At 69.8% G+C, this 24,963-nt stretch carries 19 protein-coding genes, 1 tRNA gene and 3 pseudogenes; 16 read left to right on the forward strand and 7 right to left on the reverse strand.

The features are described from left to right. Positions 1 to 15 precede the first annotated feature (15 nt). The 3 genes and pseudogenes from QQY66_RS35365 to QQY66_RS35375 all read right to left on the reverse strand — a co-directional run bounded on the left by QQY66_RS35365 (position 16) and on the right by QQY66_RS35375 (position 5,413). Positions 16 to 1,728: an ABC transporter ATP-binding protein gene (locus tag QQY66_RS35365; RefSeq protein ID WP_301984398.1), complete on the reverse strand. Its 1,713-nt coding sequence runs from the start codon at positions 1,726 to 1,728 to the stop codon at positions 16 to 18. Positions 1,729 to 1,750: 22 nt separating this feature from the next. Continuing rightward, positions 1,751 to 3,578, reverse strand: a pseudogene (locus QQY66_RS35370) (ABC transporter ATP-binding protein). After that, positions 3,575 to 5,413: an ABC transporter ATP-binding protein gene (locus tag QQY66_RS35375; protein ID WP_301984399.1), complete on the reverse strand. Its 1,839-nt coding sequence runs from the start codon at positions 5,411 to 5,413 to the stop codon at positions 3,575 to 3,577. The pseudogene QQY66_RS35370 and the gene QQY66_RS35375 overlap by 4 nt, the downstream one beginning before the upstream one ends. Before the next feature lie 207 nt (positions 5,414 to 5,620). Here QQY66_RS35375 and QQY66_RS35380 point away from each other — a divergent pair, with 207 nt between their 5' ends. From QQY66_RS35380 to QQY66_RS35395, 4 genes are read left to right on the forward strand one after another with little or no spacing between them, the layout of a single operon-like run. Continuing rightward, positions 5,621 to 6,544 (forward strand): ABC transporter ATP-binding protein, encoded by a 924-nt coding sequence (locus QQY66_RS35380; protein ID WP_301984400.1) that lies wholly within the window; start codon positions 5,621 to 5,623, stop codon positions 6,542 to 6,544. Continuing rightward, positions 6,541 to 7,275: an ABC transporter permease gene (locus QQY66_RS35385; RefSeq protein ID WP_301984401.1), complete on the forward strand. Its 735-nt coding sequence runs from the start codon at positions 6,541 to 6,543 to the stop codon at positions 7,273 to 7,275. The genes QQY66_RS35380 and QQY66_RS35385 overlap by 4 nt, the downstream gene beginning before the upstream one ends. 25 nt (positions 7,276 to 7,300) lie before the next feature. After that, the gene (locus QQY66_RS35390) at positions 7,301 to 8,557 is read left to right on the forward strand and encodes a sensor histidine kinase (RefSeq protein WP_301984402.1); all 1,257 of its coding nucleotides are present in this window, start codon (positions 7,301 to 7,303) and stop codon (positions 8,555 to 8,557) included. Next, positions 8,547 to 9,185, forward strand: coding sequence for a response regulator transcription factor (locus QQY66_RS35395; protein WP_301984403.1), 639 nt, complete (start codon positions 8,547 to 8,549; stop codon positions 9,183 to 9,185). Before QQY66_RS35390 ends, QQY66_RS35395 begins: the two co-directional genes overlap by 11 nt. Here the strand turns inward: QQY66_RS35395 and QQY66_RS35400 are convergent. Together QQY66_RS35400 and glgX are read right to left on the reverse strand one after the other, a co-directional pair. Beyond that, positions 9,186 to 9,993, reverse strand: a pseudogene (locus QQY66_RS35400) (sulfatase). It abuts the gene before it with no gap. Positions 9,994 to 10,003: 10 nt separating this feature from the next. Next, the gene (gene glgX, locus QQY66_RS35405; RefSeq protein ID WP_301984404.1) at positions 10,004 to 12,259 is read right to left on the reverse strand and encodes a glycogen debranching protein GlgX; all 2,256 of its coding nucleotides are present in this window, start codon (positions 12,257 to 12,259) and stop codon (positions 10,004 to 10,006) included. Positions 12,260 to 12,412: 153 nt separating this feature from the next. Here glgX and QQY66_RS35410 point away from each other — a divergent pair, with 153 nt between their 5' ends. From QQY66_RS35410 to QQY66_RS35455, 10 genes are all read left to right on the forward strand, one after another. Beyond that, positions 12,413 to 13,666: an Ig-like domain-containing protein gene (locus QQY66_RS35410; RefSeq protein ID WP_301984405.1), complete on the forward strand. Its 1,254-nt coding sequence runs from the start codon at positions 12,413 to 12,415 to the stop codon at positions 13,664 to 13,666. A gap of 187 nt (positions 13,667 to 13,853) precedes the next feature. Continuing rightward, positions 13,854 to 15,086 carry an Ig-like domain-containing protein gene (locus tag QQY66_RS35415; RefSeq protein ID WP_301984406.1) on the forward strand — a complete coding sequence of 411 codons (1,233 nt, stop codon included), beginning with the start codon at positions 13,854 to 13,856 and terminating at the stop codon, positions 15,084 to 15,086. A gap of 105 nt (positions 15,087 to 15,191) precedes the next feature. After that, entirely contained in the window at positions 15,192 to 15,959 is a 768-nt protein-coding gene (locus QQY66_RS35420; RefSeq protein WP_301984407.1) for an enoyl-CoA hydratase/isomerase family protein, read from the forward strand. Between the two features lie 285 nt (positions 15,960 to 16,244). After that, entirely contained in the window at positions 16,245 to 16,748 is a 504-nt protein-coding gene (locus QQY66_RS35425; protein WP_367667020.1) for an ATP-binding protein, read from the forward strand. A gap of 85 nt (positions 16,749 to 16,833) precedes the next feature. Further along, entirely contained in the window at positions 16,834 to 17,610 is a 777-nt protein-coding gene (locus tag QQY66_RS35430) for a polysaccharide deacetylase family protein (RefSeq protein WP_301984408.1), read from the forward strand. Then, positions 17,610 to 18,785 (forward strand): YncE family protein, encoded by a 1,176-nt coding sequence (locus QQY66_RS35435; protein ID WP_301984409.1) that lies wholly within the window; start codon positions 17,610 to 17,612, stop codon positions 18,783 to 18,785. Before QQY66_RS35430 ends, QQY66_RS35435 begins: the two co-directional genes overlap by 1 nt. Before the next feature lie 107 nt (positions 18,786 to 18,892). Beyond that, positions 18,893 to 19,495, forward strand: coding sequence for an ADP-ribosyltransferase (locus QQY66_RS35440; RefSeq protein ID WP_301984410.1), 603 nt, complete (start codon positions 18,893 to 18,895; stop codon positions 19,493 to 19,495). A gap of 49 nt (positions 19,496 to 19,544) precedes the next feature. Next, on the forward strand, positions 19,545 to 20,459 hold the full coding sequence (locus QQY66_RS35445) for a MerR family transcriptional regulator (RefSeq protein WP_301984411.1): 915 nt from the start codon (positions 19,545 to 19,547) through the stop codon (positions 20,457 to 20,459). 45 nt (positions 20,460 to 20,504) lie between these two features. Next, complete coding sequence (locus QQY66_RS35450) at positions 20,505 to 20,717, forward strand: EF-hand domain-containing protein (protein ID WP_301984412.1); 213 nt, start codon at positions 20,505 to 20,507, stop codon at positions 20,715 to 20,717. Positions 20,718 to 20,807: 90 nt separating this feature from the next. Next, entirely contained in the window at positions 20,808 to 21,470 is a 663-nt protein-coding gene (locus tag QQY66_RS35455) for an NADPH-dependent F420 reductase (RefSeq protein ID WP_301984413.1), read from the forward strand. A 31-nt stretch (positions 21,471 to 21,501) separates the two neighbouring features. On the opposite strand, the gene QQY66_RS35460 is transcribed toward QQY66_RS35455, so the two are convergent. Both QQY66_RS35460 and QQY66_RS35465 read right to left on the reverse strand, forming a co-directional pair. After that, positions 21,502 to 22,044 carry an MOSC domain-containing protein gene (locus tag QQY66_RS35460; RefSeq protein ID WP_301984414.1) on the reverse strand — a complete coding sequence of 181 codons (543 nt, stop codon included), beginning with the start codon at positions 22,042 to 22,044 and terminating at the stop codon, positions 21,502 to 21,504. Between the two features lie 740 nt (positions 22,045 to 22,784). After that, on the reverse strand, positions 22,785 to 23,342 hold the full coding sequence (locus QQY66_RS35465) for a glycoside hydrolase family 25 protein (protein WP_301984415.1): 558 nt from the start codon (positions 23,340 to 23,342) through the stop codon (positions 22,785 to 22,787). Between the two features lie 353 nt (positions 23,343 to 23,695). Here QQY66_RS35465 and QQY66_RS35470 point away from each other — a divergent pair. Next, a tRNA-Ser gene (locus QQY66_RS35470) sits at positions 23,696 to 23,756 on the forward strand. A gap of 274 nt (positions 23,757 to 24,030) precedes the next feature. Then, a pseudogene (locus tag QQY66_RS35475) lies at positions 24,031 to 24,948 on the forward strand (IS3 family transposase); the annotation flags it as partial. Positions 24,949 to 24,963 lie beyond the last annotated feature (15 nt).

Consider the following 24,963-nt stretch of genomic DNA (forward strand, 5'->3'; position numbering starts at 1 on the left):
CGGAAGAACCAGCGGTCACCGTACGGCCTCCTCGGCGGTGGTCTCGTCCTCGTCCCGGGCCACCAGCGCCCGGTAACCCGGCACCCCGTCCAGCAGTTCCCGGTGGCCGCCGACCGCCGCGACCTTCCCGTCGACCAGATAGCAGACGGTGTCCGCCCGGTCGAGGACGAGCGGCGACGTGGTCGTGACGACCGTCGTACGGCCGCTCCGCCCGGCGTGCAGCCGCTGCGCGACCCGTGCCTCGGTGTGGGCGTCCAGCGCGGACGTCGGCTCGATCGCCAGCAGTACCTCGGGGTCGGCCAGCAGTGCCCGGACCAGCCGGACGCGCTGCCGCTGTCCGCCGGAGAGGTCGCGGCCCCGCGCCTCGATCGGGGTGTCGAGCCCGTCCGGCAGGCCCCGCACGATGTCCTCGGCGACAGCCGTGCGCACGGCCCGCTCGATCACCTTCGCGTCCCCGCCCCCGACCAGCTCCCGCAGCGTCCCCGCGAACAGGTCCGCCTCGTGGTCGGCGACCAGGATCCGCTGCCGCACCTGCGCCAGCACGATCTCGTCGAGGCGTACGCCGCCCCAGGTCGCCGCCGACGGGACGTACCGGCCGAGCCGGTCCACCACGGCCTCGGCGTCGGCGGGCCGGGCGCCTGCCAGCGCGGTCAGCCGCCCCGGCAGCACCCGCACCCCGGACTCGGGATCGTGCAGCACCGACGGGTCGGCCGGGGCGTCGAGGGTGCCGGTGTCAGCCATCGGCTCCAGCCGCAGGAACCGTACGACGCGCCGCGCCGCCACCACACCGCGGCTCACCTGGTACCCCCACTCCACGAAGAACGCCACCGGCCGCACCAACACCGCGACATAGCCGTACACCGACACCAACTCGCCCACGGAGATAGTCCCTTGGGCGGCCAGCCGCGCCGCCAGCCAGGTCACCACGGCGAGGAACAGCGTCGGCAGCCCCACCCCGAGCGCCTGCACCCAGCTGGTCACCGCCCCGACCCGGTAGCCCTGCGCCCGCAGCCGCTGCGAGTCCCGCTGGAACGCGTCGGCGAACAGCCCCTTGCCGCCCAGGCCGTTGAGAACGCGCAGACCGCCCGCGAGGTCGGCGATCCGGGCGGTCAGCACGCTCTGCCGCTCCCGGTACTCCGTCTCCGCGCGCTGCAGCCGTCGCAGCAGCGGCCCGACGAGCAGACCGATCGTCGGCATGCCCAGCAGCACCACCACGGCGATCGGCACCGACACCGACAGCAACAGTCCCGCGACCACCAGATAGGCGACCAGCGCACCGAACCCGGGCCCGATCACGGTCAGCGAGTTGCTGATCGTGTTGACGTCGCCCACGCCGATCGTCATGACCTCCCCGGCCCCGACCCGGCGAGGCAGCGCGGCCCCCAGCCGGACCGCCTGCCCGACCAGAACCTTGACCGTGCGGAAGTTGGCGTCCATCCGCAGCCGGGTCATCGTGCGGTGCCGCATGATGCTCAGCCAGGCGTTGAACGCTCCCACCCCGACCAGCGCCGCCGTCCACCAGGCCAGCGCTCCGTAGTCACCCGGCTCCAGCCCTTCGTCGACGGCCCGGGACAGCAGATACGGCGACGCCGCCAGCAGCACCATCCACACGCTGGAGATCAGTGCCCCGGCGGCGGACCGCACCGGCTGCTGCCTGACCAGCCACCACAAGTACCGTCCGCCGCCCCGGCAGTCGGGCGTGCCGGGATCCTCGTACGCGTCGATCATTCGCTCATCCTCTGCCGGTGCATCAAGCCAGGCTGTCCCGCCAGGCCTGGTGCAGATCCGCGAACCGGCCCGTCCCCGCGATGAGTTCGCCGGGGCTGCCGTCCTCGACGATCCGGCCGTGCTCCATCACCAGCACCCGGTCGGCGATCTCGACGGTGGACAGCCGGTGGGCGATGACGACCGCCGTACGGCCGTGCAGGACCGTCGACATGGCGCGCTGCACGGCCCGTTCGCCCGGTACGTCCAGCGAGCTGGTCGCCTCGTCGAGGATCAGTACGGCCGGGTCGGCGAGCAACGCGCGGGCGAAGGCGACGAGTTGGCGCTGTCCGGCGGAGATACGGCCGCCGCGTTTGCGTACGTCGGTGTCGTAGCCGTCGGGCAGCGCGGCGATGAACTCGTGCGCGCCGATCGCCTTCGCGGCCCGCTCGATCTCCTCGCGCGTGGCGTCGGGACGGCCGATCGCGATGTTCTCGGCGACCGTGCCGGAGAACAGGAACGCCTCCTGCGTCACCATGACCACCCCGCGCCGCAGTTCGGGCACGTCGAGGTCGCGCAGATCGACGCCGTCGAGCAGGACCCGCCCGGCGGAGGGGTCGTAGAACCGGGCGAGCAGCTTCGCCAGCGTCGACTTGCCCGCGCCGGTCGAGCCGACCACGGCGACCGTCTGCCCGGCGGGGATGGTGAGGTCGAAGCGGGGGAGGACCTCGCCGCCGGTGCGGTACGGGGTGCTCGGTCTCAAGTGCTGGAAGCCGCTGGGGAGTCGACGGCTCGGGCACGGACGGCGTCTGGGCGAGCAGCCCGGCGATCTTCTCCAGCGAGGCGGCGGCCGACTGGTACGAGTTGAGGAACATGCCGAGCCGGTCGATCGGGTCGTACAGCCGCCGCAGATAGAGCACGGCGGCGGCGAGCACGCCGAGGGCCAGAGTGCCGCCCGCCACCCGGTACGCACCCCACAGCACGATGCCCGCGACCGCGGTGTTCGCGACCAGCCGGGACCCGACGACATAGCGGGCCATCTCCAGCAGCGCGTCGCCGTTGGTGCGCTCGTGCCGCGCGTTCAGGACGCCGAAGTCACGGTCGTTGACGGCCTCACGGCGGAACGCGCGCACCGGGCGGATGCCGTTCATCGTCTCCACGAACTTCACGATGACGGCCGCGATCGCGGTGGAGCGGATCCGGTACACCCGTCCCGCGCGCCGCTGATAGACCCGTACGAGCAGATACAGCGGCACGAACGACGCCACGGCGACCGCGCCCAGGCCCAGATCCAGCCAGAGCAGCATCACCGAGATGTAGACGAAGGACAGCACGACGGTCACCAGCTCCTGAAGCCCCTCGTTGAGGAGCTCACGCAGCGACTCGACGTCCGTCGTGGAACGGGAGATGAGCCGGCCCGAGGTGTACCGCTCGTGGAAGTCGATGCTCAGCGCCTGCGCATGCCGGAAGATGCGGCCGCGCAGGTCGAGCAGCACGTCCTGGTTGACGCGGGCGGCGGCGATGATGAACCAGTACTGCAGCCCGCCGGACGCCAGCGAGCACAGCAGACAGCCGGCGCCCACGGCGATCAGCGGCCCGTAGTCGTCGGCGCGGATCGCCGGTACGGCACTGTCGATGGCGTACGCCACCAGCAGCGGGCCCGCCTGCACGGCCGCCTGCTGGAGCAGCAGCAGGAACGTCGTGAGGGCGACCCTGGCCTTCATCGGGGCGAGCAGAGAACGCAGCAGCGTGGCCGTCGCGCCCGCAGGAGTGGGCAGGACGTCCCGGTCGAAGGGGTCGCCGGGGCCCGCCTTCCGAGGGAGGTCCTGCTGGTCGTCGTCTGCCGTGGGCACGGAGGTCGAGGGCGCGGTCACCGGTTGTCCTCCTCTTCCCCGGACGCTTCTCCGGACATCAGATGGGCGTACTCCGCGTTCGTCCGCAGCAGTTCGTAGTGCGTGCCCACGGCGGTGATACGGCCGCCGGAGAGCAGGGCGACGCGGTCGGCCAGCAGCACGGTGGACGGGCGGTGCGCCACGATGAGCGCGGTCGTGTCGGCGAGCACCTCCCGCAGGGCGGCCTCGACGGCGGCCTCCGTATGCACGTCCAGAGCCGACAACGGGTCGTCCAGGACGAGGAATCTGGGGCTGCCGACGACGGCCCGCGCGAGCGCGAGGCGCTGCCGTTGTCCTCCGGAGAGGCTGAGGCCCTGCTCGCCGACCTGGGTGTCCGTGCCCTGGGGGAGGGCGTGCGCGAACTCGGCCTGCGCGACGGAGAGCGCGCGGCGCAGTTCCTCGGCGCCGGCCTCGTCGTCGGCGCCCATGAGGACGTTGTCCCCGACGCTCGCGGAGAAGAGGGTGGGCTCCTCGAAGGCGACGGCGACGAGGGCGCGCAGCGAATCCCGGGGTATCTCGGTGATGTCGGTGCCGTCGAGTGTGATGCGGCCGGAGGTGACCTCGTGGAGGCGGGGGACGAGGGCGGTGAGGGTCGTCTTGCCGCTTCCGGTGGCGCCGACGAGGGCCATGGACTCGCCGGGGCGTATGTGGAGGTCTATGCGGTCGAGGGTGGGTGGGGAGTCGGCGGGGGCGTCGGGGTAGCGGAAGGTGACGGCGGAGAAGTGGATTCCTTCGTTGTTGGCTGCGGGTTTGTGGGGGCTTGTCGCGCCCACGCGGCGGAGCCGCATATGTGACAGCCCCGCGCCCCTTGGGGGCGCTTCTGCCTCCGGCGATTCGTCCATCACCTCGAAGTACCGCTCCGTAGCGGTCGCCGCCTCCTGACTCATCGCCAGCAGGAACCCGATCGACTCCACCGGCCACCGAATCGCAAGCGCCGTCGACAGAAACGCCACCAACGTCCCCGCCGACAACGCCCCGTCAGCCACCTGCACGGCCCCCAGCACCAGCGCCGCCCCGATCGCCACCTCCGGGAGGGTCACGATGATGGCCCAGATCGTCGCCAGCAGGCGAGCCTTCCGCAGCTCCGTCCCCCGCAGGGTCCGGGACAGTTCACGGAACGCTCGGGCCTGGCTCCGATGCCGCCCGAAGCCCTTGATGATCCGGATGCCGAGGACGCTCTCCTCGACGACGGTCGTCAGGTCGCCGACCTGGTCCTGCGCCCGCCGCGCGACCTCGGCGTAGCGCCGCTCGAAGATCACGCAGGTGATCAGTACGGGCACGGCGGGACCGAGTATGACCAGTCCCAGCGTCCAGTCCTGCGCCAGCATGATGGCCACGCCGACCAGGATCGTCACCCCGTTGACCAGCAGGAACGTCAGCGGAAAGGCCAGGAACATGCGCAGCAGCATCAGGTCTGTGGTGCCCCGGGAGAGGAGCTGGCCGGATGCCCAGCGGTCGTGGAAGGCGACCGGCAGCCGCTGCAGATGCCGGTACAGATCCGCCCGCATCTCCGCCTCGACATGCGACAGCGGCCGTGCCACCAGCCACCGCCGCAGCCCGAACAGCAGCGCCTCCGCGAACCCGAGCAGCAGCAGATACAGCGCCCCGAGCCAGACGCCCGCCGGATCCCGCTCCGCGACCGGCCCGTCCACCATCCACTTCAGGACGAGCGGAATCACCAGCCCCACGCACGAGGCGAGTACGGCGACGAACGCGGCGGTGAACAGCCGCACCCGGACGGGCCGCACATAGGGCCACAACCGCAACAGGGTTTTGACGGCGGAGCGTTCCTTGGTGGTGGCACGTGTCGTGGACATCAGCAGCGAGCCTACGGACCGGCACTGACAACGCCCACCGAGTTTTGGCCGGACCGGGATCGGCCGCTGGTCCTACGACCTGCGCGTTCGGCACATCGAACCAAGGGGGCCCGGGATGGTCGTACCCCCGCATCAACCGATCGGCCGATGCGCCTTCGAGCGCGACGGCCGATGCGGCGGACCCCGCCCCGCCGGGACCCTCGAAGCATGCCAGCCACATCTGTCATCGAAGTCAGTGGACTACGCAAGTCCTACGGCGGCCGGGCCGTCGTCGACGGGGTCTCCTTCACCGTCGGGGAGGGCGAGATCTTCGGGATCCTCGGCCCGAACGGCGCCGGCAAGACCACCACCGTCGAGTGCGTCGAGGGCCTGCGCGTCCCCGACGCGGGCCGCGTCCGGGTCGCCGGGCTCGATCCGGTCGCCGACCACGACAAGGTCACCCGCGTCCTGGGCGCCCAGCTCCAGGAGAGCGAACTCCAGGGGAAGCTCACCGTCCGCGAGGCGCTGGAGCTGTACACCGCCTTCTACCCGACCCCGGCCGACTGGCGCCCGCTCGCCGAACGCCTCGGTCTCACCGACAAGTTGACCACCCGGTTCGGCCGCCTCAGCGGCGGCCAGAAACAGCGCCTGTTCATCGCGCTCGCCCTGATCGGCAACCCCCGCATCGTCGTCCTCGACGAGCTGACCACCGGCCTCGACCCGCGCGCCCGCCGCGACACCTGGCAGCTCATCGAGGAGGTCCGGGACAGCGGGGTCACCGTCCTGCTCGTCACCCACTTCATGGAGGAGGCGCAGCGGCTGTGTGACCGGATCGCCGTGATCGACAAGGGGCGGATCGCCGCGCTGGACACCCCGGACGGGCTGATCCGCCGCTCCGCCGGTGCCACGGTGATCACCTTCACGCCGTCCGCGCCGCTGGACGAACAGGAGCTGAGCGCCCTGCCCGCGCTCGCCTCCGTCGAGCACAAGGACGGCCGGATCACCCTGTCCGGCAGTGACGAGACGGTCAACGCCGTGATCACGCTGCTCGCCCGCCACCGCATCACCGCCCACCAACTGCGCGTCAGCGACGCCACGCTGGACGACGCGTTCCTGGACCTCACGAAGACCACGACGGAGACCACACGATGAACACCGCCGTACTGCGCACCGAGGCCCGCCTGCTCGCCCGCGAACCCAGCAGCCTCTTCTGGATCGTGATCTTCCCGCCCCTGCTGGTGGCCATCCTGGGCGCCGTCCCGGCGTTCCGTGAGACCCAGGACGAGCTCGGCGGCCTGCGCATCGTCGACACCTACGTCCCCGTGGCCGTGCTGGCCGGCATGATCGTGGCCGGCGTGCAGTCGATGCCGATCGGCCTCACCGGCTACCGGGAGCAGGGCATCCTGCGCCGGATGTCCACCACGCCGGTCAAACCGTCGGCGCTGCTCTCAGCGCAGATGCTGGTGCACGCCCTGGCCGCCGTGCTCTCGGCGCTGCTCGCGCTCGCCGTCGGCCGCTTCGGCTACGACGTACGACTGCCCCAGCAGCCGTTCGGCTATCTGCTCGCGCTTGTGCTCGCGGTCCTCGTCGCGATCGCCCTGGGATCGGTGATCTCGGCCGTGTCCCGGACGGTGAAGATCGCGGGCACCGTCGGGACGGTGGTGTTCTTCCCGATGCTGTTCTGCGCGGGAGTGTGGCTGCCGGTGCAGGCGATGCCCGACGTCATGGCCGACATCGTCGGGTTCACGCCGTTCGGCGCCGCCGCACAGGCGCTGGGCGAGGCCATGGTGGGCGACTGGCCCGGCTGGACCCACCTGGGCGTGATGGCGGCCTGGACGGTGGTGCTGTCGGTGTCGGCGGCGCGCTGGTTCCGGTGGGAGTAGGCGGCCCGCCGTGCAGACTGGAGGCATGACCGCGGCGGACACGGACCTCGAGCGGCGCTGGCAGCTGGTCCGCACCAAGGGACCGTACGCGCTGCTCGCGGTCGGCACGCTGCTGTCCGTCGCCACCGTCGAACTGATGCCGAGCACGGCGGAGCGGAACGCGGTCGCGGCGCTGGTCGCCGCGGGTTTCGCACTCCAGCTGTGGTGGGGCCGGGCGAGCCGCACCCGCCCGGGCCCGTCCACCCTCGGCACCGTGTACTACGTCGTGCGCTGGGCGCTCAGCTTCGTGCTCACCTGGCTGAATCCGTTCTTCGCGTTCTACGCGGTCACCGGCTACTTCGACGCCGAAGAACTGATGCCCGGGCGCTACCTCCGGTGGATCGGCCCGTTCGCCTGCTCGATCGCCGTCTCGGGCTCGCAGGCCGGCGGGATGCCGTTCCACGACCCGGTGCAGTGGCCCGTGTTCGCCGGACTGCTGGTCGTCAACAACGTGATCCTGACAGTGGTCGGCCATCTCACGTCCCAGCAGGAGGAACGCTCCCGCGCCCGCGCCGAGACCATCACCGAACTCGAACGCACCAACGCCGCGTTGCAGCAGGCCCTCGACGAGAACGCCGCCCTCCACGCCCAACTCCTCGTCCAGGCACGGGAAGCCGGCGTCGCCGACGAACGCAGGCGGCTCGCCGCCGAGATCCACGACACCCTCGCCCAGGGCCTGACCGGCATCATCGCCCAGCTCCAGGTCGTCGCGAACGCCGGCGACCTGGAGACCGCCCGCACCCATCTCCAGCGCGCCTCGGACCTGGCCCGGCACAGCCTCGGCGAGGCCCGCCGCTCCGTGCACAACCTGGCCCCCGTGGCCCTGGAGAACGACGGCCTGCCACAGGCCCTGAAGAGCACGGTCGCCGAATGGGGCGAACGGACCGGAATCCGGGCCGAGTTCACCGTCACCGGCACCGCGGAACACCTCCACGACGAGGTCTCGGCGACCCTGCTGAGGATCGCCCAGGAGGCCCTGTCCAACGCCTCCCGCCACGCGCACGCCACACGTCTCGGCGTGACCCTGAGCTTCATGGGCGACGAGGTGGTCCTCGACATCCGCGACGACGGCCGCGGCTTCGACCCCCTCGCCGCCCGCGAACGCACCCACACCGGCGGCTTCGGCCTCGACGGCATGCGCGCCCGCGCCGAACGCATCGCCGGCGCGCTCACCGTCGAGTCCGAGCCAGGGCACGGCACGGCGCTGTCTGTTCGCGTACCGTTGGTCCGCCATGACCAGTGATATCTCGGTGCTGATCGTCGACGACCATCCCGTCGTACGCGACGGTCTGCGCGGCATGTTCGAGTCGGCCCCCGGCTTCACGGTCCTCGGCGAGGCCTCGGGCGGCGTCGAGGCCGTCGAGAAGGCCGCCGCCCTGGACCCGGACGTGATCCTGATGGACCTGCGGATGCCGGGCGGCGCGGGAGTCGACGCCATCCGCGAGCTGACGCGCCGGTCCGCCCGCGCGAAGGTGCTCGTCCTCACCACGTACGACACCGACTCCGACACCCTCCCGGCGATCGAGGCGGGCGCCACCGGCTACCTCCTGAAGGACGCCCCCCGCGACGAACTGTTCACCGCGGTCCGCGCGGCGGCGGAAGGCCGCACCGTCCTCTCCCCGGCCGTCGCCTCCCGCCTGGTCTCCGCGGTCCGTACTCCTGGGGCTCCCGGCAACGAACCCCTCTCCACCCGCGAGCGCGAGGTGCTGGCCCTCGTCGCCAAAGGCACCTCCAACCGCGAGATCGCCCGCGTCCTCTTCATCAGCGAGGCCACCGTCAAGACCCACCTCACCCACCTCTACGCCAAGCTGGGCGTCAAGGACCGGGCGGCTGCGGTGGCGGTGGCGTACGACCGCGGAATCCTCGGCTGATCAGGTGGCGGGGTACGGGAGGAGACCGTCCGCGACACGCTCCCAGGACGCCTTCAGCCCGGCCGGCAACTCCGGCCGGTCCGGCGCGAGATCGGCCTGCTCACGGGCGTCGGCGGCCAGGTGGTACAGATGGTCGACGCCCTCGGCGTCCTGGTAGCACTTCCAGTCCCCGCGCCTGAGCGCCCGGTTCGCCCGCACCCGCCAGAACAGGTCGCGTTCGGGCAGTTCCTCGCCCCGCAGCAGGTACCCCGCGAGACTCGTGCCGTCCAGCGGATACGCCGGGTCGGGCCGGGCGCCGCCCAGCTCCAGCAGCACGAACTTCTCACCGCTCAGGGCCAGTTGTAGGAGTAGCGCTCGCCGCCGTTGTCGCTGGCGAACAGCACCAGCGTGTGCTCCTCCTGTCCGGAGCGGCGTAGCGCGGCCAGGACCTCGCCGACGGCCGCGTCCAGGCCCTCCACCATATTCGTCCCAGCCCGACTTGGTGGGGCTGTGGTCGGGCAGTCGGCCGCAGTGCCACTTGCCGATCAGGGCGGTGGCGTAGCCCGCCTTCTTCAGCAGGGAGGCCAGGGTGGGATGGTCCGGGGCCAGCCCCTGGGCCCGGTCGGCGATGGGCTCGGCGAGCAGGTCGCCGACCCGGAGTACGCGTCCGTGAACCGCACGCCCTGCCGGGCCGGTCGGCCCAGCCGGGGTCGTCGCCGAGGATGACCAGGATGTTGGGGCGCTTGCCGGTCGAGGCGGTGGGGCGCGCCTTGAAGGGACGTTCGGCAGCGGCTTCGGCGGTCGTCGTCGTACCGGCGACGGCTCTCACGGCACCACCACTAGCCCACCACCCGCAGCAGCAACACCGCTCGTGCCGGCACCGTGATCGCCGCCCCCGCCCGATGCTCCACGCCGGGAGCCTCGTCCTGTTCCTCCCGCGACGTGTCGACGACCACCTCGTACCGCTCCGCCCACGGCGGCCCCGGCAGGACGAAGTTCACCGGCTGATCCCCGGCGTGGAGCACGGCGAGGAAACTGTCGTCGATGATCGGCGCACCGCGCTCGTCCCGGCCCGGGATGTCCCGCCCGGAGAGGTACATGCCCAGCGACGCGGCGGGCGCGTACCAGTCCCGTTCTGTCATCTCCGTGCCGCGGGCGGTGAACCAGGCCAGGTCGCGCAGCCCGTCGGCGGAGTGCGCCCGGCCGGAGAAGAACGCGCGGCGGCGGAGTACTGGATGCCGGTGCCGCAGGTCGATCAGGCGGGAGGTGAGGTCGAACAGGGCCTTCCAGCCCGGTTCTTCCAGAAGCCCCCAGTCGAGCCAGCTGATCTCGTTGTCCTGGCAGTACGCGTTGTTGTTGCCGCGCTGCGTCCGCCCCAGCTCGTCCCCCGCGACCAGCATCGGCACCCCCGTGGACAGCAACAGCGTCGTCAGCAGGTTCCGCAACTGGCGCCGCCTGAGCGCCCGTACCCGCTCCTCGTCCGTCTCTCCCTCGGCGCCGCAGTTCCACGCGCGGTTGTCGTCCGTGCCGTCCCGGTTGCCCTCGCCGTTGGCCTCGTTGTGCTTGCGCTCGTACGACACCAGGTCGCGCAGGGTGAAACCGTCGTGCGCGGTGATGAAGTTGACCGAGGCGTAGGGGCGCCGCCCGCCCCACGCGTACAGGTCGCTCGACCCCGACAGCCGGTACCCCAGATCCCGTACGTCCGGCAGCGCGCCCCGCCAGAAGTCCCGAACGGCGTTGCGGTACCGGTCGTTCCACTCCGTCCACAGGGGCGGGAAGGCGCCCACCTGGTAGCCGCCCGACCCCACGTCCCACGGCTCGGCGATCAGCTTCACCCGCCGCAGCACCGGGTCCTGGGCGATGACGGCAAGGAACGGGGAGAGCATGTCGACGTCGTGCATGGAGCGGGCCAGCGCCGCCGCCAGGTCGAAGCGGAAGCCGTCGACGCCCATCTCGGTCACCCAGTAGCGCAGGGAGTCCGTGATCAGGCGCAGCACGTGCGGCTGGACCACGTGCAGGGTGTTGCCGCAGCCCGTGTAGTCCGCGTATCGGCGCGCGTCGCTCTGCAGCCGGTAGTAGCCCCTGTTGTCGATGCCCTTCAACGACAGCATCGGGCCCAGCTCGCCCGCCTCCGCCGTGTGGTTGTAGACCACGTCGAGGATGACCTCGATCCCGGCCGAGTGCAGCGCCCGCACCATCCGCTTGAACTCGCCGACCTGCTGACCGGCCGTGCCCGTCGCCGCGTACGCCGCGTGCGGGGCGAAGTAGCCGATGGAGTTGTAGCCCCAGTAGTTCTTCAGGCCCCGGCGCAGCAGATGGTCCTCGTGCGCGAACTGGTGCACCGGCAGCAGCTCGACGGCCGTGACGCCGAGCTTCACCAGGTGCTCGACGGCGGCCGGATGCGCAAGACCGGCGTACGTGCCCCGCAGCTCCTCGGGGATCCCCGGGTGCAGCTGGGTGAATCCCCGCACGTGCAGCTCGTAGATGACCGAGTCCGCCCATGGCGTCTTCGGGCGCCGGTCGTCCGCCCAGTCGTCGTCGTCCTGGACGACGACGCCCTTCGGGACGTACGGCGCCGAGTCCCGGTCGTCGCGCACGGTGTCCGCGACCTGCTGCTGGGGCCAGTCACGCACATGGCCGTACACCTCGGGCGGCAGGCTGAAGTCGCCGTCCACCGCGCGGGCGTACGGGTCGAGGAGCAGTTTGGCGGGGTTCCAGCGGCCGCCGGTCCACGGGTCCCAGCGGCCGTGCACGCGATAGCCGTAGCGCTGACCGGGCATCACGCCGGGTACGAAGCCGTGCCAGATCTCGTGCGTCAGCTCGGTCAGCCGGACCCGGGTCTCCTTGCCCTCCGGCCCGAACAGGCACAGCTCGACCGCCTCGGCCCCGCCCGCCCACAGCGCGAAGTTGGTGCCGGCCACCCCGTCAGGACCGGTCCGGAACCGGGACCCCAGCGGCATCGGCGCACCCGGCCACACCGGCGCACCAGGCGGCACCGCCCGCCGCGCACCGTTCACGACGGCACGCTCGGTCACGGCTTCCTGTTCGGCAGCGCGCCCCTCGGCCACCGCCTCCTGCTCGGCTGCGCTGGACACCTGACAGCCTCCCACGGCTCGCGGAACGACCCGCAGGAAGAGCGTGCAGCGTCCCGGCCACGGCTCCCCGTCGTGTCGTCCTCCCCACTCTTCTGCCCAGAGCTTGGGTCGCACTCACGTTTCCCGGGAGCGGGCCCTGTCGTTGGGGTCGTTGTGAGGCACGTACATGGGCGCGCGCGGCGCGCGGGGGCCGCGCTGGCCGCCGTACTGACATGGGCAGGACTGCTGGCCGGAGCCGCCGGATGCACGTCGGACGACGGCTCGGGCGGGGCCGGCATCGACGCGGTGTTCGGCAAGGCCCGGGCACCGGAGGACGTCATTCGCGTCTCGCCGGACGACGGCAGCAGGGGCGTGAAACCCGACACGAGACTGCGGGTACGGGTGCCCAGCGGGCGCCTGGAATCGGTGCGGGTCGTCAAGTCCCAGGACGCGCAGGAGACCCCCGTCTCCGGGCACATCTCCGAGGACGGGCTGCGCTGGGAGCCCGACGACGAGAAGCTCGCGCTGGCCGCCGAGTACACGGTCGACGCGGTGGCACTGGACGGCCGGGGACGGCGCTCGGCACGGCACACGACCTTCACCACGTACGTCCCCGAGGAGCGGTTCATCGGGTACGTCGCCCCGGAGAACCGCTCCACCGTCGGCACCGGGATGATCGTCTCCATCGAGTTCAACCGGGAGATCGCCGACCGCGCCGCCGTCGAACGCGCCGTCCACGTCAGCGCGAAGCCCGCCGTCGAGATCCGCCCGCACTGGTTCGGCAACGGCCGCCTCGACTTCCGCCCCGAGCGCTACTGGAAACCCGGCACCCAGGTCACCGTCGCCCTGCGCTTCCGCGACATCGAAGGCGCACCCGGCGTCTACGGCCTCCAGTACAAGACGTTCTCCTTCACCGTCGGCCGCAGCCAGGTCTCCCTGGTCGACGCCCGCGCGCACACCATGGACGTACGCCGGGACGACGAGCTGCTCGCCACCGTGCCGATCACCGCCGGAGCCCCCAAGCACACGACGTACAACGGCAAGATGGTGGTCACCGAGATGCTCGACATGACCCGGATGAACGGCGCCACGGTCGGCTTCAAGAAGGCCAACGGCAAGGGCGAGTACGACATCCCGGACGTCCCGCACGCCATGCGCCTCACCGACTCCGGCACCTTCCTGCACGGCAACTACTGGGCGCCGGACACCGTCTTCGGCCGGACCAACGTCAGCCACGGCTGTGTCGGCCTGCGCGATGTGAAGGGCGGCGGCTCGGACACCCCGGCCGGCTGGTTCTTCGACCGCAGCCTCGTCGGGGACGTCGTCGAGGTCATCCACAGCAATGACAAAAAGGTCGCTCCCGACAACGGCCTCGGAGGGTGGAATATGGGCTGGAAGGAGTGGAAGGCGGGCAGTGCGGTGAAGTAGCGGGAGCATGGGGTGGGTTGGCCGACATTCTGTTGAAGTTCGGTACGGAACAGTGACAATCATGCGGTGACCATGCCGCTGGCCTTGTGGTTAATATGCGCCGAGCGCGCGGGACGCGCCGGGGGAGCGGGCCCGACCAGGCCCGGCGGGGGGTCCGGTGGACGGGCCCGGCGAGGGGAGAAAGAACTTGAACGTGCGGCCGATATCGGGGGCGTCGGTTGACGCGCGGGCGCGACGCAGGAAAGTGGCGGCACTGATGTGCGGGCTGCTTCTCGCCGTCACCGCGTGCGGCGGGGGTGGCTCGGAGCCGAAGTCCGGACCCGGCAAGGGCAAGGACTCCACCCAGGCCGAGAGCAAGCAGTCGCAGGCCGTCGTGACGATAGCCCCGAAGGACGGCGCCAAGTCGGTCGACACCAACGGCGCCCTCAAGGTCAGCGCCGCAAAGGGCCAGCTGACCGAGGTCCAGGTCAAGGACGCCAAGGGTACCGAGATACCCGGGAAGATCACCGACGGCGGGGCGAGCTGGACGCCGTCCACCCATCTCGCCGCCTCCACCACGTACAAGGTCCATGCGGTCGCCGAGGACTCCGAGGGCCGCGAGGCCGCCGAGGACGCCAGCTTCACCACCCTGACGCCGCAGAACACGTTCATCGGTGAGTTCACCCCCGAGGACGGCTCCAAGGTCGGCGTGGGAATGCCGTTCTCGATCCGCTTCACCCGGGGCATCACGGCGCCCGAGGACGTCGAGAAGGCCATCAAGATCAAGACCGAGCCCGCCGTCGACGTCGAGGGCCACTGGTTCGGCAACGACCGCCTCGACTTCCGCCCCGAGAAATACTGGAAGCCGGGCACGAAGGTCACCGTCGATCTCAACCTCGACGGCGTGGAGGGCCGCGACGGCGTCTACGGCGAGCAGGCCAAGACCGTCTCCTTCACCATCGGCCGCAGCCAGATCTCGGTCGTCGACGTCAAGAAGCACACCATGCAGGTCAAGCGGGACGGCAAGGTCATCAAGACGATCCCCGTCACCACCGGCAAGCCCGGCTACGACACCTGGAACGGCCAGATGGTCATCACCGAGCAGCTCACGGTGACCCGTATGAACGGCGAAACGGTCGGCTACGGCGGCGAGTACGACATCAAGGACGTCCCGCACGCCCAGCGCCTCACCACCTCCGGCACCTTCATCCACGGCAACTACTGGGGCGGCGGCGCCTTCGGCAACTACAACGCCAGCCACGGCTGCATCGGCCTGCGCGACGTCCGCGGCGGCTACGACAGCGGCGTCCCGGCCGCCTGGTTCTTCAACAACTCGATGATCGGCGACGTGGTGGTGGTGAAGAACTCCAACGACAGGATCGTGGACCCGGACAACGGGCTCAACGGCTGGAACATGCCGTGGAAGAAGTGGACATCCTGAGGGGCGTGAGGCGAAGCGCCCCGACAGGGGCGCGGGGAACTGCGCGACCAGCCACAACGGACCTGCACCTGGGCGACGACATTAGCGACCGTTAACCTGCCCACCATGACCGTAACCCTGGAAGTAGCCGAAGGCGTAGGCACCCTCCGTCTCGACCGCCCACCCATGAACGCCCTGGACATCGAAACCCAGGACCGCCTCAAGGACCTGGCCGAGGAAGCGTCCCGCAGGGAAGACGTACGCGCGGTGGTGATCTACGGCGGCGAGAAGGTTTTCGCGGCCGGCGCGGACATCAAGGAGATGCAGGCCATGGACCACACCGCGATGGTCCTGCGCGCCCGCGCCCTGCAGGACTCGTTCACCGCCGTGGCCCGCATCCCCAAGCCGGTAGTCGCCGCCGTCACCGGCTACGCCCTCGGCGGCGGCTGCGAGTTGGCGCTCTGTGCCGACTACCGCATCGCCGGGGAGAACGCCAAGCTGGGTCAGCCGGAGATCCTGCTCGGTCTGATCCCGGGCGCCGGCGGCACCCAGCGCCTGGCCCGGCTGATCGGCCCGTCCAAGGCGAAGGACCTGATCTTCACGGGCCGTCAGGTCAAGGCGGACGAGGCGCTGGCGCTGGGCCTGGTGGACCGGGTCGTCCCGGCCGCCGAGGTGTACGAGGCGGCGCACGCCTGGGCCGCGAAGCTGGCGCAGGGCCCCGCGATCGCCCTGCGCGCGGCGAAGGAGTCCATCGACGCGGGCCTGGAGACGGACATCGAGACCGGCCTGGCCGTGGAACGGAACTGGTTCGCGGGCCTGTTCGCCACCGAGGACCGCGAGCGCGGCATGCGCAGCTTCGTCGAGGAGGGGCCGGGGAAGGCGAAGTTCTTGTGAATCTCTCCCCCAAACTCCCCGCAGAGCCTTGCAATTGACGCGATGTCTGATCCGGGTCCCTCGATGGGGCGGTTTATGGGAGCCTTAAGGCAACCTTAAGCCTGTCTTGTCGAGGGAGTCCGTCGATTGCCTCCAGTCGAGCCTTCGCCGCAGTTCAGCAGGGCTGCAACCGGCTCCGAACTGCCCCTGGCATATGCCGATCCGCCGGTGCGGAATGGTGGATTCCGGGGGGCGTATTCCGCAGAGACGCCCCCGGAGGGCGTTCGGGGCGGCCATGATGGGGGCATGGCGGGGCTGGAGGGTATCGAACAGCCGCGGGGACACGGCCGTGCGACCGCGGCGCGCTGGTCGCCGGCGGCCGAGGACGAACACGCTCTCAAGGTACTGGAGTTGTTCGGCAACCCGACCGAGTCGGAGGTGTCGCTGCCGTCCCGCCCCGAGTCCGCGGCCACCGCACGCAGACTGACCCAGGTCGTCGTACTGCGTCAGTGGGGACTCACCCCCAAGATGACGGAGGACGCGGTCTTACTCGTGTCGGAACTCGTCGGCAATGCCGTGCGGCACACCGGCGCCCGCGTCTTCGGACTGCGGCTGCGCAGCCGCCGGGGCTGGATCCGCGTCGAGGTCCGCGACCCCTCCCGGGGGCTGCCCTGTCTGATGCCGGTCCAGGAGATGGATGTGAGCGGGCGAGGACTGTTCCTCGTCGACAAGCTCTCCGACCGGTGGGGCGTGGATCTGCTGCCGCGCGGGAAGACGACGTGGTTCGAGATGCGGGTCGCCGACAGATGACCACACCGCTTACCGGGGCTTGACCGCGCCTTGACCCCACCGCCAACCGGATCAATCGCGAGTTTTCGGACATAACGCCTCTTAAATGGTGCGGGTGACCACCACCGACCGACGGGCGGCGCTACGTGCCGGAGCCGGCCTCGTTGCTGCCGCGGGCGGGCTCGCCGCAGGGTGTGCCGCACCCGGCGCCACGGCTCAGCACACCCGCCCGCCCCGCCCGTCCGCCCGACCCCCCGCCCCCGGACCCCGCCGCTTCCCCCGGCACCCCGCCCAGATCACCCACGGCCCCCGCGACCGCCCTCGCGTCGCCCTCACCTTCCACGGCGCCGGCGACCCCGCCACCGCCCGCTCCCTGCTCGGCGCGGCCGAACGGCACGGCGCCCGGGTCACCGTGCTCGCCGTCGGCACCTGGCTGGACGAGCACCCGGAGCTGGCCCGCCGCATCCTCGACGGCGGCCACGACCTCGGCAACCACACCCAACGGCACCTGGACGTCAACGCCATGTCCGAGGTCGAGGCCCACGCCGAGATCACCGAATGCGCCGAGCGGCTGAAGCGGCTGACCGGATCGATCGGCACCTGGTTCCGCCCGTCCCGCGCCGCACGCGCCTCCCCGCTCGTCGAAGGGTTGGCCCGCACCGCGGGCTACCCCCACGTCCTCTCCTACGACGTGGACTCCCTCGACTTCACCTCGCCCGGCCCCGACGCCGTCACCGGCAACGTCATGGGCGGAATCCGGGGCGGATCGATCGTGAGCCTGCACTTCGGCTATGCGGACACGGTCGCCGCGCTCCCCGCCGTACTGGAAGAACTCGACCACCGCGGACTGCGCGCGGTCACCACCACGGAGCTGCTGAGCTGATGCACCGGAACCTCGCCAAACGCACCCTGATCGCGGGCGCCGCCCTCATCGCGCTCGCCGCCTGCGGCACCGAGTCCCCGGACCCGGCACCCCAGGCCCTCAACACCAAGGCGGCCGTACCCGCGCCGCCGAAGAAGACCGTCCAGGGCCTGCCCGGCATGCCGCCGGTCCTCGACCCGAAGGACGTCTACGCGGCAGACAGACCGAACCAACTCTCGCCCGTGGTCAAGGACTTCCCGTCCCGGGTCTACGTCCCCAACACCGAGTCCGACACGGTCTCGGTCATCGACCCGAAGACGTACGAGATCATCGAGACGATCCCCGTCGGCCGCCAGCCCCAGCACGTCGTGCCCTCCTGGGACATGAAGACCCTCTGGGTCAACAACAACCGCGGCCACACCCTCACCCCCATCGACCCCAAGACCGGCAAGGCGGGCAAGGAGGTCGAGGTCCACGACCCGTACAACCTCTACTTCACGCCCAACGGCAAGTACGCCGTCGTCATGGCCTCCCTCGACCGCGAACTCGTCTTCCGCGACCCGCACACCATGGAGCGGATCAAGACCGAACCGGTCACCTGCTACGGCGTCAACCACGCCGACTTCTCCGCCGACGGCAAGTACTTCATCGTCTCCTGCGAGTTCAGCGGCGAGCTGCTGAAGGTCGACACGGAGAAGATGGAGGTCGTCGGACAGCAGAAGCTCCCCTTCGACGGCGCCATGCCGCAGGACGTGAAGATCTCCCCGGACGGCAAGAAGTTCTACATCGCCGACATGATGGCCGACGGCATGTGGGTGCTGGACGGCGAGAAGTTCACCGAGCCCACCCTCCTGCCCACCGGCAAGGGCTGCCACGGGCTGTACGTCAGCCGGGACTCCCGCGAGATGTACGTCTCCAACCGCGGCGAGGGCTCCATCTCCGTCTTCGACTTCACGCAGAACAAGCTCACCAAGAAGTGGCACCTCCCCGACGGCGGCAGCCCCGACATGGGCGGCGTCTCCGCCGACGGCAAGGTCCTGTGGCTGTCCGGCCGGTACGACGCCGAGGTCTACGCCATCGACACCCGCACCGGCACCCAGCTCGCCCGCATCCCGGTCGGCGACGGCCCGCACGGCCTCGCGGTCTACCCACAACCGGGCCGCTACTCGCTCGGCCACACCGGCATCTTCCGGTGACGGTGAGGGTGACGCAAAGGCGTTTCCGTAAAGGCGCTCGAGCGGACACGCCGCCGTACGAGTGAAGATCCACAGCCCGCCGCCGCAGACACGGAATCGTGCCCCGCATGATCACAACTCGTCTGCGGCGGCGGGCCGTTGCCGCCGTCCTGTCCCTCGCGGCCGTCTTCTCCACGACGGCCGCCACGGTCCCCACGACGGCGCCCGCGAAGGCCGCCGCAGCTCCTGCCTGCCCCCAGTTCGACGACCCCGTCAAGGCGGCCGCCGACCGCCGTGTCGACGTCGACCGCATCACTCCAGCCCCGGTCTGGCGCAAGACCTGCGGCACGCTGTACCGCGCCGACGGCCGCGGACCCGCGGTCGTCTTCGAGGAGGGCTTCCTCCCCAAGGACGTCATCAACGGCCAGTACGACATCGAGAGTTACGTCCTCGTCAACCAGCCCTCGCCGTTCGTGTCGACGTCGTACGACCACGACCTGTACAAGAACTGGTGGAAGTCGGGCTACAACTACTACATCGACGCGCCCGGCGGCATCGACGTAAACAAGACCATCGGCGACACCCACAAGTGGGCCGACCAGGTCGAGGTCGCCTTCCCCGGCGGTATCCACCGGAAGTACATCATCGGCGTCTGCCCGGTGAACAAGACGACCAAGGTCGAGATCATGAGCGGCTGCCAGAGCAACCCGCACTACGAGGCATGGCACTGAGCAGGGGCCTCTTGAGTCTCCACCCACTGGAAGCTCCAGACTCGCGGACATGAGCGAAGACGGCACCGCACTGTTCACCATCGGCGAGCTGGCCAGGGCCACCGGGCTGACCGTGCGCACCATCCGCTACTGGTCGGACGAGGGCGCCCTGCCCCCGGTGACCCGGTCGACGGGCGGCTACCGCCTGTACGACGCCGGGTCCGTCGCCCGCCTGGAGCTGATCCGCACCCTGCGCGAACTGGGCCTCGGCCTGGACGACGTACGCAAGGTGGTCAGCGGCGAGCAGGACATCGCGTCCGTCGCGGCCACGCATGTGGCGGCGCTGGACGCGCAGATCCGGTCGCTGAAGGTGACCCGTGCGGTGCTGTCGACCGTGGCGCGACGCGGCTCGACCGCGGAGGAGATGACCCTGATGAACAAACTGGCGCGGCTGTCGGCCGCCGAGCGCAAGCGCATCATCGACGACTTCATGGAGGAGACCTTCGGCGGGCTGGACACCGCGGACCCCGACATCCGGACCCGGATGCGGTTCGGCCTGTCCGATCTGCCCGAGGATCCCACGCCGGAGCAGGTGGACGCCTGGGTGGAGATGGCCGAACTGATGCAGGACCCGGGTTTCCGCGCCCGGATGCGGAAGATGATCGAGTTCAACGCGGCGGACCGGGGACCGGACGTACCCGCCGGGACGTCCCTGTGGTTCATGAGCCGACTCGTGCAACTCGCGGGCGAGGCGCTGGAGCAGGGCGTCACCCCCGAGTCGCCCGAGGCCGAAGCCGTGCTGAACGGGCTGCTCGGCAACGCCGACCGGGCCGCCGTACTCGACCGCATGGAGTCAGCGGCACACGCCGAAGTGGCCCGCTTCCGGGAGCTGACCGCCCTGGTGCGGGGGACCGAACCGCTGCCCGCGCACCGCGAGGAGTTCGCCTGGGTGGTCGCTGCACTGCGTCATCGGGTGGCCCGATAATCTGACCCCGCACACACGGAACATGCATGACGAAGGGGCGGACCGGTGGCGGACATCGACGAGGCACGCAAGCAGTTCGAGCGGATCGATACGGACGGTGACGGCTTCATCACCGCGGCCGAGTTCAAGACCGCCCTCGCCCAGCAGGGCGACTGGAACGTCACCGAGGCGGTCGCCGAGGTGATCATCGGCAGCCGTGACCTCAACGGCGACAAGCTCCTGTCGTTCGACGAGTTCTGGTCGTACCTGAACAAGTGATGTGAGCCGGCGGAATAGCACGCCCGGTCCCGGAGTTGTTGCTCCCTGTCACACGCACTGTCAGGAGCAGCAACCCCGGAAGGGCCTGTCATGAAGATCGGCATCATCGGCGCGGGCAACATCGGCGGCAACCTCACCCGGCGGCTCACCGCCCTCGGTCACGAGGTCTCCGTGGCCAACTCACGCGGACCGCATACGCTCACCGCGCTCGCAGAGGAAACCGGCGCCACGCCCGTCAAGGTCGAAGATGCGGCACGGGGTGCGGAGATCGTCGTGGTCACGGTCCCCACGAGGGCGGTACCCGACCTGCCGGCCGGGCTGCTGGACGGGGCGGCGGACGGGTTCGCCGTCATCGACACCAACAACTACTACCCCAAGCAGCGGGACGGCAGGATCGCCGCCATCGAGGACGAGGGCCTCACCGAAAGCCGCTGGACGGAACGGAACATCGGCCACACCGTGATCAAGGCCTTCAACGGCACCTACGCCCAGGACATCCTGGAGCGCCCGCGCCCCGCCGGCGACCCCGACCGCATGGCCCTCCCCGTCGCGGGCGACGACGAGGCGGCCAAGCGGAAGGTACGGGCCCTGATCGACGACCTCGGCTTCGACACCGTGGACTCCGGCGGCATCGACGACTCCTGGCGCCAGCAGCCCGACACCCCGGTGTACGGCCTGCGGGCGGGCGTCGAGGCGGTGACGAAGGCACTGGCGGAGGCACCACGCGAACGCCCGGCAGCCTTCCGCGCCTGACACCTCACCCCTCAGACCCTCAGACCCAGACTCAGACGATCTCCAGGGCCCGGTGCGGCCCGTCCGGCAGCACGACATCGACCGGGTCCCCGGGCCGTACCACCCCGCCGCTGACGACCACACTCATGATCCCGGCCTTGAACCGCACGGCCCCGTCCGCGTCCCGCCCGACGACCTGCTTCAACAGCCCTTTCCGGAAGCCGTCGATCTGCGCACAGGGATTCCGCAGCCCGGTCACTTCGACGACGGCCTGGTCCCCGAGCCGCAGCAGCGTCCCCACAGGCAGCCCCAGCAGATCGATCCCGCGCGTGGTGACGTTCTCCCCGAGCTGCCCGGCCACAACCTCGAATCCGGCCGCCCGCACCTCCTCGAACAACTCCTCGTGAATGAGGTGCACCTGACGAAGATTCGGCTGCGAGGGATCCCGCTCCATCCGAGACCGATGCCTCACCGTCACCCCCGCATGAACGTCCCCCTCCACCCCGAGCCCTTCGAGCAACGTGATGCTCTCCCGATTCGGCTTACTGAACGAGTACGTCCCATTGCGGCTGACCGAACTGATGGTCCCACCCATGCCTGAAGCTCCCCACTTCTCCGCGGATGCCGTTGAACCACAGGTCGGAGCCTAGACGTTTGTGCGCGTTACGTATGTTCGGACGGCTCGTTGATCGGATTGTGTGTCAGCGAGCGACTGTGGGGGGCCGTGTGAAGACGGGTGAGGCAGCGGGGAACGGATGGTCCTGCGACCGGACTTCCGACAGGTATCCACTGACGAAAGGGCTGTGCAAGACGCACTACAGGCAGCACCTGAGAGGGCGAGATCTGGCGCCCATCAATCGTGAGCGGGCAACGGCTGAGGGCCGCACATGTTCTTTCGAGGGATGTGTGAGGGCTGTGTCTTCCAGAGAGCTCTGCACCGGCCACTACCAGCAGCAGAGCAATGGCCGACCGCTCACGCCGCTGCGCAAGAAGAGAGCCAATGGTGCCGTCCAGACGATGATCAAGCGTGGACTCATCGAGTGTCTGGGGTGCGGCGAGCACAAGCCCGTAACCGAGTACTCGCCTGTCAACGCCTCGGGCGCTCCACGGCCGTACTGCAAGCCATGCAACGCAGCGCGGGTCCGCCTCAGTAACTACAACGTGACCATTCGTGCGAGGTCTCATTTGCAACGACTGCAATGCCCATGGCCTTGGGTGGTACGAGGCCTTGCCGCCCGAGCTTCGCACCTTCGACCTGTTGAACGCATACCTGACGAACCCACCCGCCAAGCGGCTCCGGTGCGAACTGACTGCTTCAGCAGGCGGTTAGACAAATCAGGCGTTGTCGGCCCATGCCCGCAGCGCCGCCTTGCTCTCGAAGTCCGCCACGTTCTTGTCGATCGGGTTGCTCGTGTACTGGTGGAAGCGCCACTTCGCCTTAATGCGGGGTTTGCCGGCGTCGACGTAGTCGGCGATCCAGAGGCCGTCACCGGCGTATGAGGTGTCGTCGACGGTCAACCAGAAGTGGCGGTTGCAGTAGAGGATCACCCGATGGTTCGGCCGAAGCTCCTTCACCTTCCGGATGAACCGGTCCTTCTCCGCGTTGCTCGCGTGCGTGCCGTCGCCGGTCGTCTCCCAGTCGACGGCGAGGATGTCGCTGCCCTTCTCCGGGGCGTGCTTGACGAAGTACTCGGCCTGGGCGGTGAGGTTGCCGGGCCAGAGGAAGTGGTAGAAGCCGACGACCAGGCCGGCGTCGCGGCCCCTCTTCGTCTGGGCGGCGAGCTTCGGGTTGACGTACGAACGGCCTTCCGTCGCCTTGATGAAGACGAAGGAGAGGCCGTCGGTGTCGTAGGCGGAGGACTGGTAGGAACTCACGTCGATGCCGCGCAGCATGGGCACTCCCGGAAGTACTCGTGGGGGGACAGGAGTTGATGGATGTATGCCCCACCATGGCACGGGTGATCCGTCCGCGCGGCCGCGCGGCGGAATCTCACCCTCGGGTGCGCACCGGCATCAGCACTCGATGATGTTCACCGCGAGCTCGCCCCGAGCCGTCTCCTTGTACTTCACGGATATGTCGGCGGCTATTGATCATGGGTTTGACCCGTGGTTTTGGCGTGACCAGACTCGCCTTGAGCTACGTCAGGACCTTTCAGGGACTTCTTGCCGAGGGCTGACTACAGGTATCCCATGGTGCGTAACTTGCCTGCGGAAGTCGGGCTGTTGTGTTCGTGCAGGCGTTCGATGCCTTTGTTGGCCCCCGCACTCGTAATGCGTAGGTCTCGGGTTCGAATCCCGAAGGCGGCTCTTTTGGAACCCCAGGTCAGGCTTTTGACCTGGGGTTTTGTGTTGTTCGTGCTTTCTGGTCCGGGCTGGAGCGCGGGTGTCTACCTGCGCAGTCGCGATGCGTAGGTCAGAGGTTTGATGGCGAGGATGGTCCATGGGATTGGGCCTGAGGGCGTTGTCCTGACCTGCTGCTTTCGTCGAATGGCTGATGCCTGGTCAGTTCCGGCTGTCGAGGGGGTGCACGAGGGGAGCGCACACGGAGTACTCGTTGGAGTTGCGTGAGCGTGCGGTACGGATGTACCGCACCGCCGATCCGAAGCCCCAGATCAAGAAGCTCGCCGTCGATCTCGGCGTGCACCCGGAGGCCCTGCGCGGCTGGATCCGGCAGGCCGAGGCCGACGCCGGCGAGCGTGACGACCGGCTCACCACCGACGAGCGCGCCGAACTCTCCGCGCTACGCAAGGAAAACGCACAGCTCAAGCGGGCGAACGAGGTCCTGCGGACGGCCTCGGCTTTTTCGCGGCCCAGCTCGACCCGACCCGGCCCAGGTGACCGCGCTCCTCCACGAGCACCCCAGCCTGGGGTCGAGCCCGTACTCCGGGAACTGCACATCGACTCCTCCACCTACTACCGCTGGCGCCGGGCTGAGCGTGAACCGTGCGAACGGCGGCGCCGCGACGTCGAGCTGACCGAGCGGATCAAGGAGATCCACGCCGAGTCCGGCGGGATCTATGGCTCGCCGCGCGTGCACGCCGTGCTCAAGCGCGAGGGCGTCCACGTGGGGCGCAAACGGGTCGAGCGGTTGATGCGCGAGGCCGCGATCGCGGGGATCAGTCCGCGCCGGGGCGGCTTCACGCGCCGCGACTCCAAGGCCACACTCGCCCCGGACCTGGTCGAGCGGGACTTCACCGCACCGGCGCCGAACCGGCTGTGGGTCACCGACCTCACCATGATCACTACCGGTGAGGGGCCCTTGTGGCTCTCGGCGATCCGGGACGCGTTCTCCCGCCGCGTGGTCGCCTGGGAGACCTCCGCCCGCGCGGACGCCGGCCTGGTCCTGACCACCCTCGAGTACGCGCTCGCGAGCCGGGAAATCGAACCGGGCAAGCTGATCCACCATGCGGACCACGGCTGTCAATACACATCCGTGAAGCTCACAACTCGACTGCTACGAGCGGGAGTTGAGGCATCCATGGGCTCGGTCGGGGGCAGCTACGACAACGCTCTC

Origin of the sequence: Streptomyces sp. DG2A-72 (assembly GCF_030499575.1) — a bacterium.
In the GTDB taxonomy this organism is placed as follows: Bacteria; Actinomycetota; Actinomycetes; order Streptomycetales; family Streptomycetaceae; genus Streptomyces.

What these genes read in the sequence shown, in the direction of transcription:
- QQY66_RS35390 (WP_301984402.1), top strand. Translation starts at nt 7,301, where the DNA reads ATGACCGCGGCGGACACGGACCTCGAGCGGCGCTGGCAGCTGGTCCGC.
- QQY66_RS35365 (WP_301984398.1), bottom strand. Translation starts at nt 1,728, where the DNA reads ATGATCGACGCGTACGAGGATCCCGGCACGCCCGACTGCCGGGGCGGC.
- QQY66_RS35425 (WP_367667020.1), top strand. Translation starts at nt 16,245, where the DNA reads ATGGCGGGGCTGGAGGGTATCGAACAGCCGCGGGGACACGGCCGTGCG.
- QQY66_RS35420 (WP_301984407.1), top strand. Translation starts at nt 15,192, where the DNA reads ATGACCGTAACCCTGGAAGTAGCCGAAGGCGTAGGCACCCTCCGTCTC.
- QQY66_RS35440 (WP_301984410.1), top strand. Translation starts at nt 18,893, where the DNA reads ATGATCACAACTCGTCTGCGGCGGCGGGCCGTTGCCGCCGTCCTGTCC.
- QQY66_RS35465 (WP_301984415.1), bottom strand. Translation starts at nt 23,342, where the DNA reads ATGCTGCGCGGCATCGACGTGAGTTCCTACCAGTCCTCCGCCTACGAC.
- QQY66_RS35395 (WP_301984403.1), top strand. Translation starts at nt 8,547, where the DNA reads ATGACCAGTGATATCTCGGTGCTGATCGTCGACGACCATCCCGTCGTA.
- QQY66_RS35445 (WP_301984411.1), top strand. Translation starts at nt 19,545, where the DNA reads ATGAGCGAAGACGGCACCGCACTGTTCACCATCGGCGAGCTGGCCAGG.
- QQY66_RS35375 (WP_301984399.1), bottom strand. Translation starts at nt 5,413, where the DNA reads ATGTCCACGACACGTGCCACCACCAAGGAACGCTCCGCCGTCAAAACC.
- QQY66_RS35430 (WP_301984408.1), top strand. Translation starts at nt 16,834, where the DNA reads ATGGTGCGGGTGACCACCACCGACCGACGGGCGGCGCTACGTGCCGGA.
- QQY66_RS35380 (WP_301984400.1), top strand. Translation starts at nt 5,621, where the DNA reads ATGCCAGCCACATCTGTCATCGAAGTCAGTGGACTACGCAAGTCCTAC.
- QQY66_RS35435 (WP_301984409.1), top strand. Translation starts at nt 17,610, where the DNA reads ATGCACCGGAACCTCGCCAAACGCACCCTGATCGCGGGCGCCGCCCTC.
- QQY66_RS35455 (WP_301984413.1), top strand. Translation starts at nt 20,808, where the DNA reads ATGAAGATCGGCATCATCGGCGCGGGCAACATCGGCGGCAACCTCACC.
- QQY66_RS35460 (WP_301984414.1), bottom strand. Translation starts at nt 22,044, where the DNA reads ATGGGTGGGACCATCAGTTCGGTCAGCCGCAATGGGACGTACTCGTTC.
- QQY66_RS35385 (WP_301984401.1), top strand. Translation starts at nt 6,541, where the DNA reads ATGAACACCGCCGTACTGCGCACCGAGGCCCGCCTGCTCGCCCGCGAA.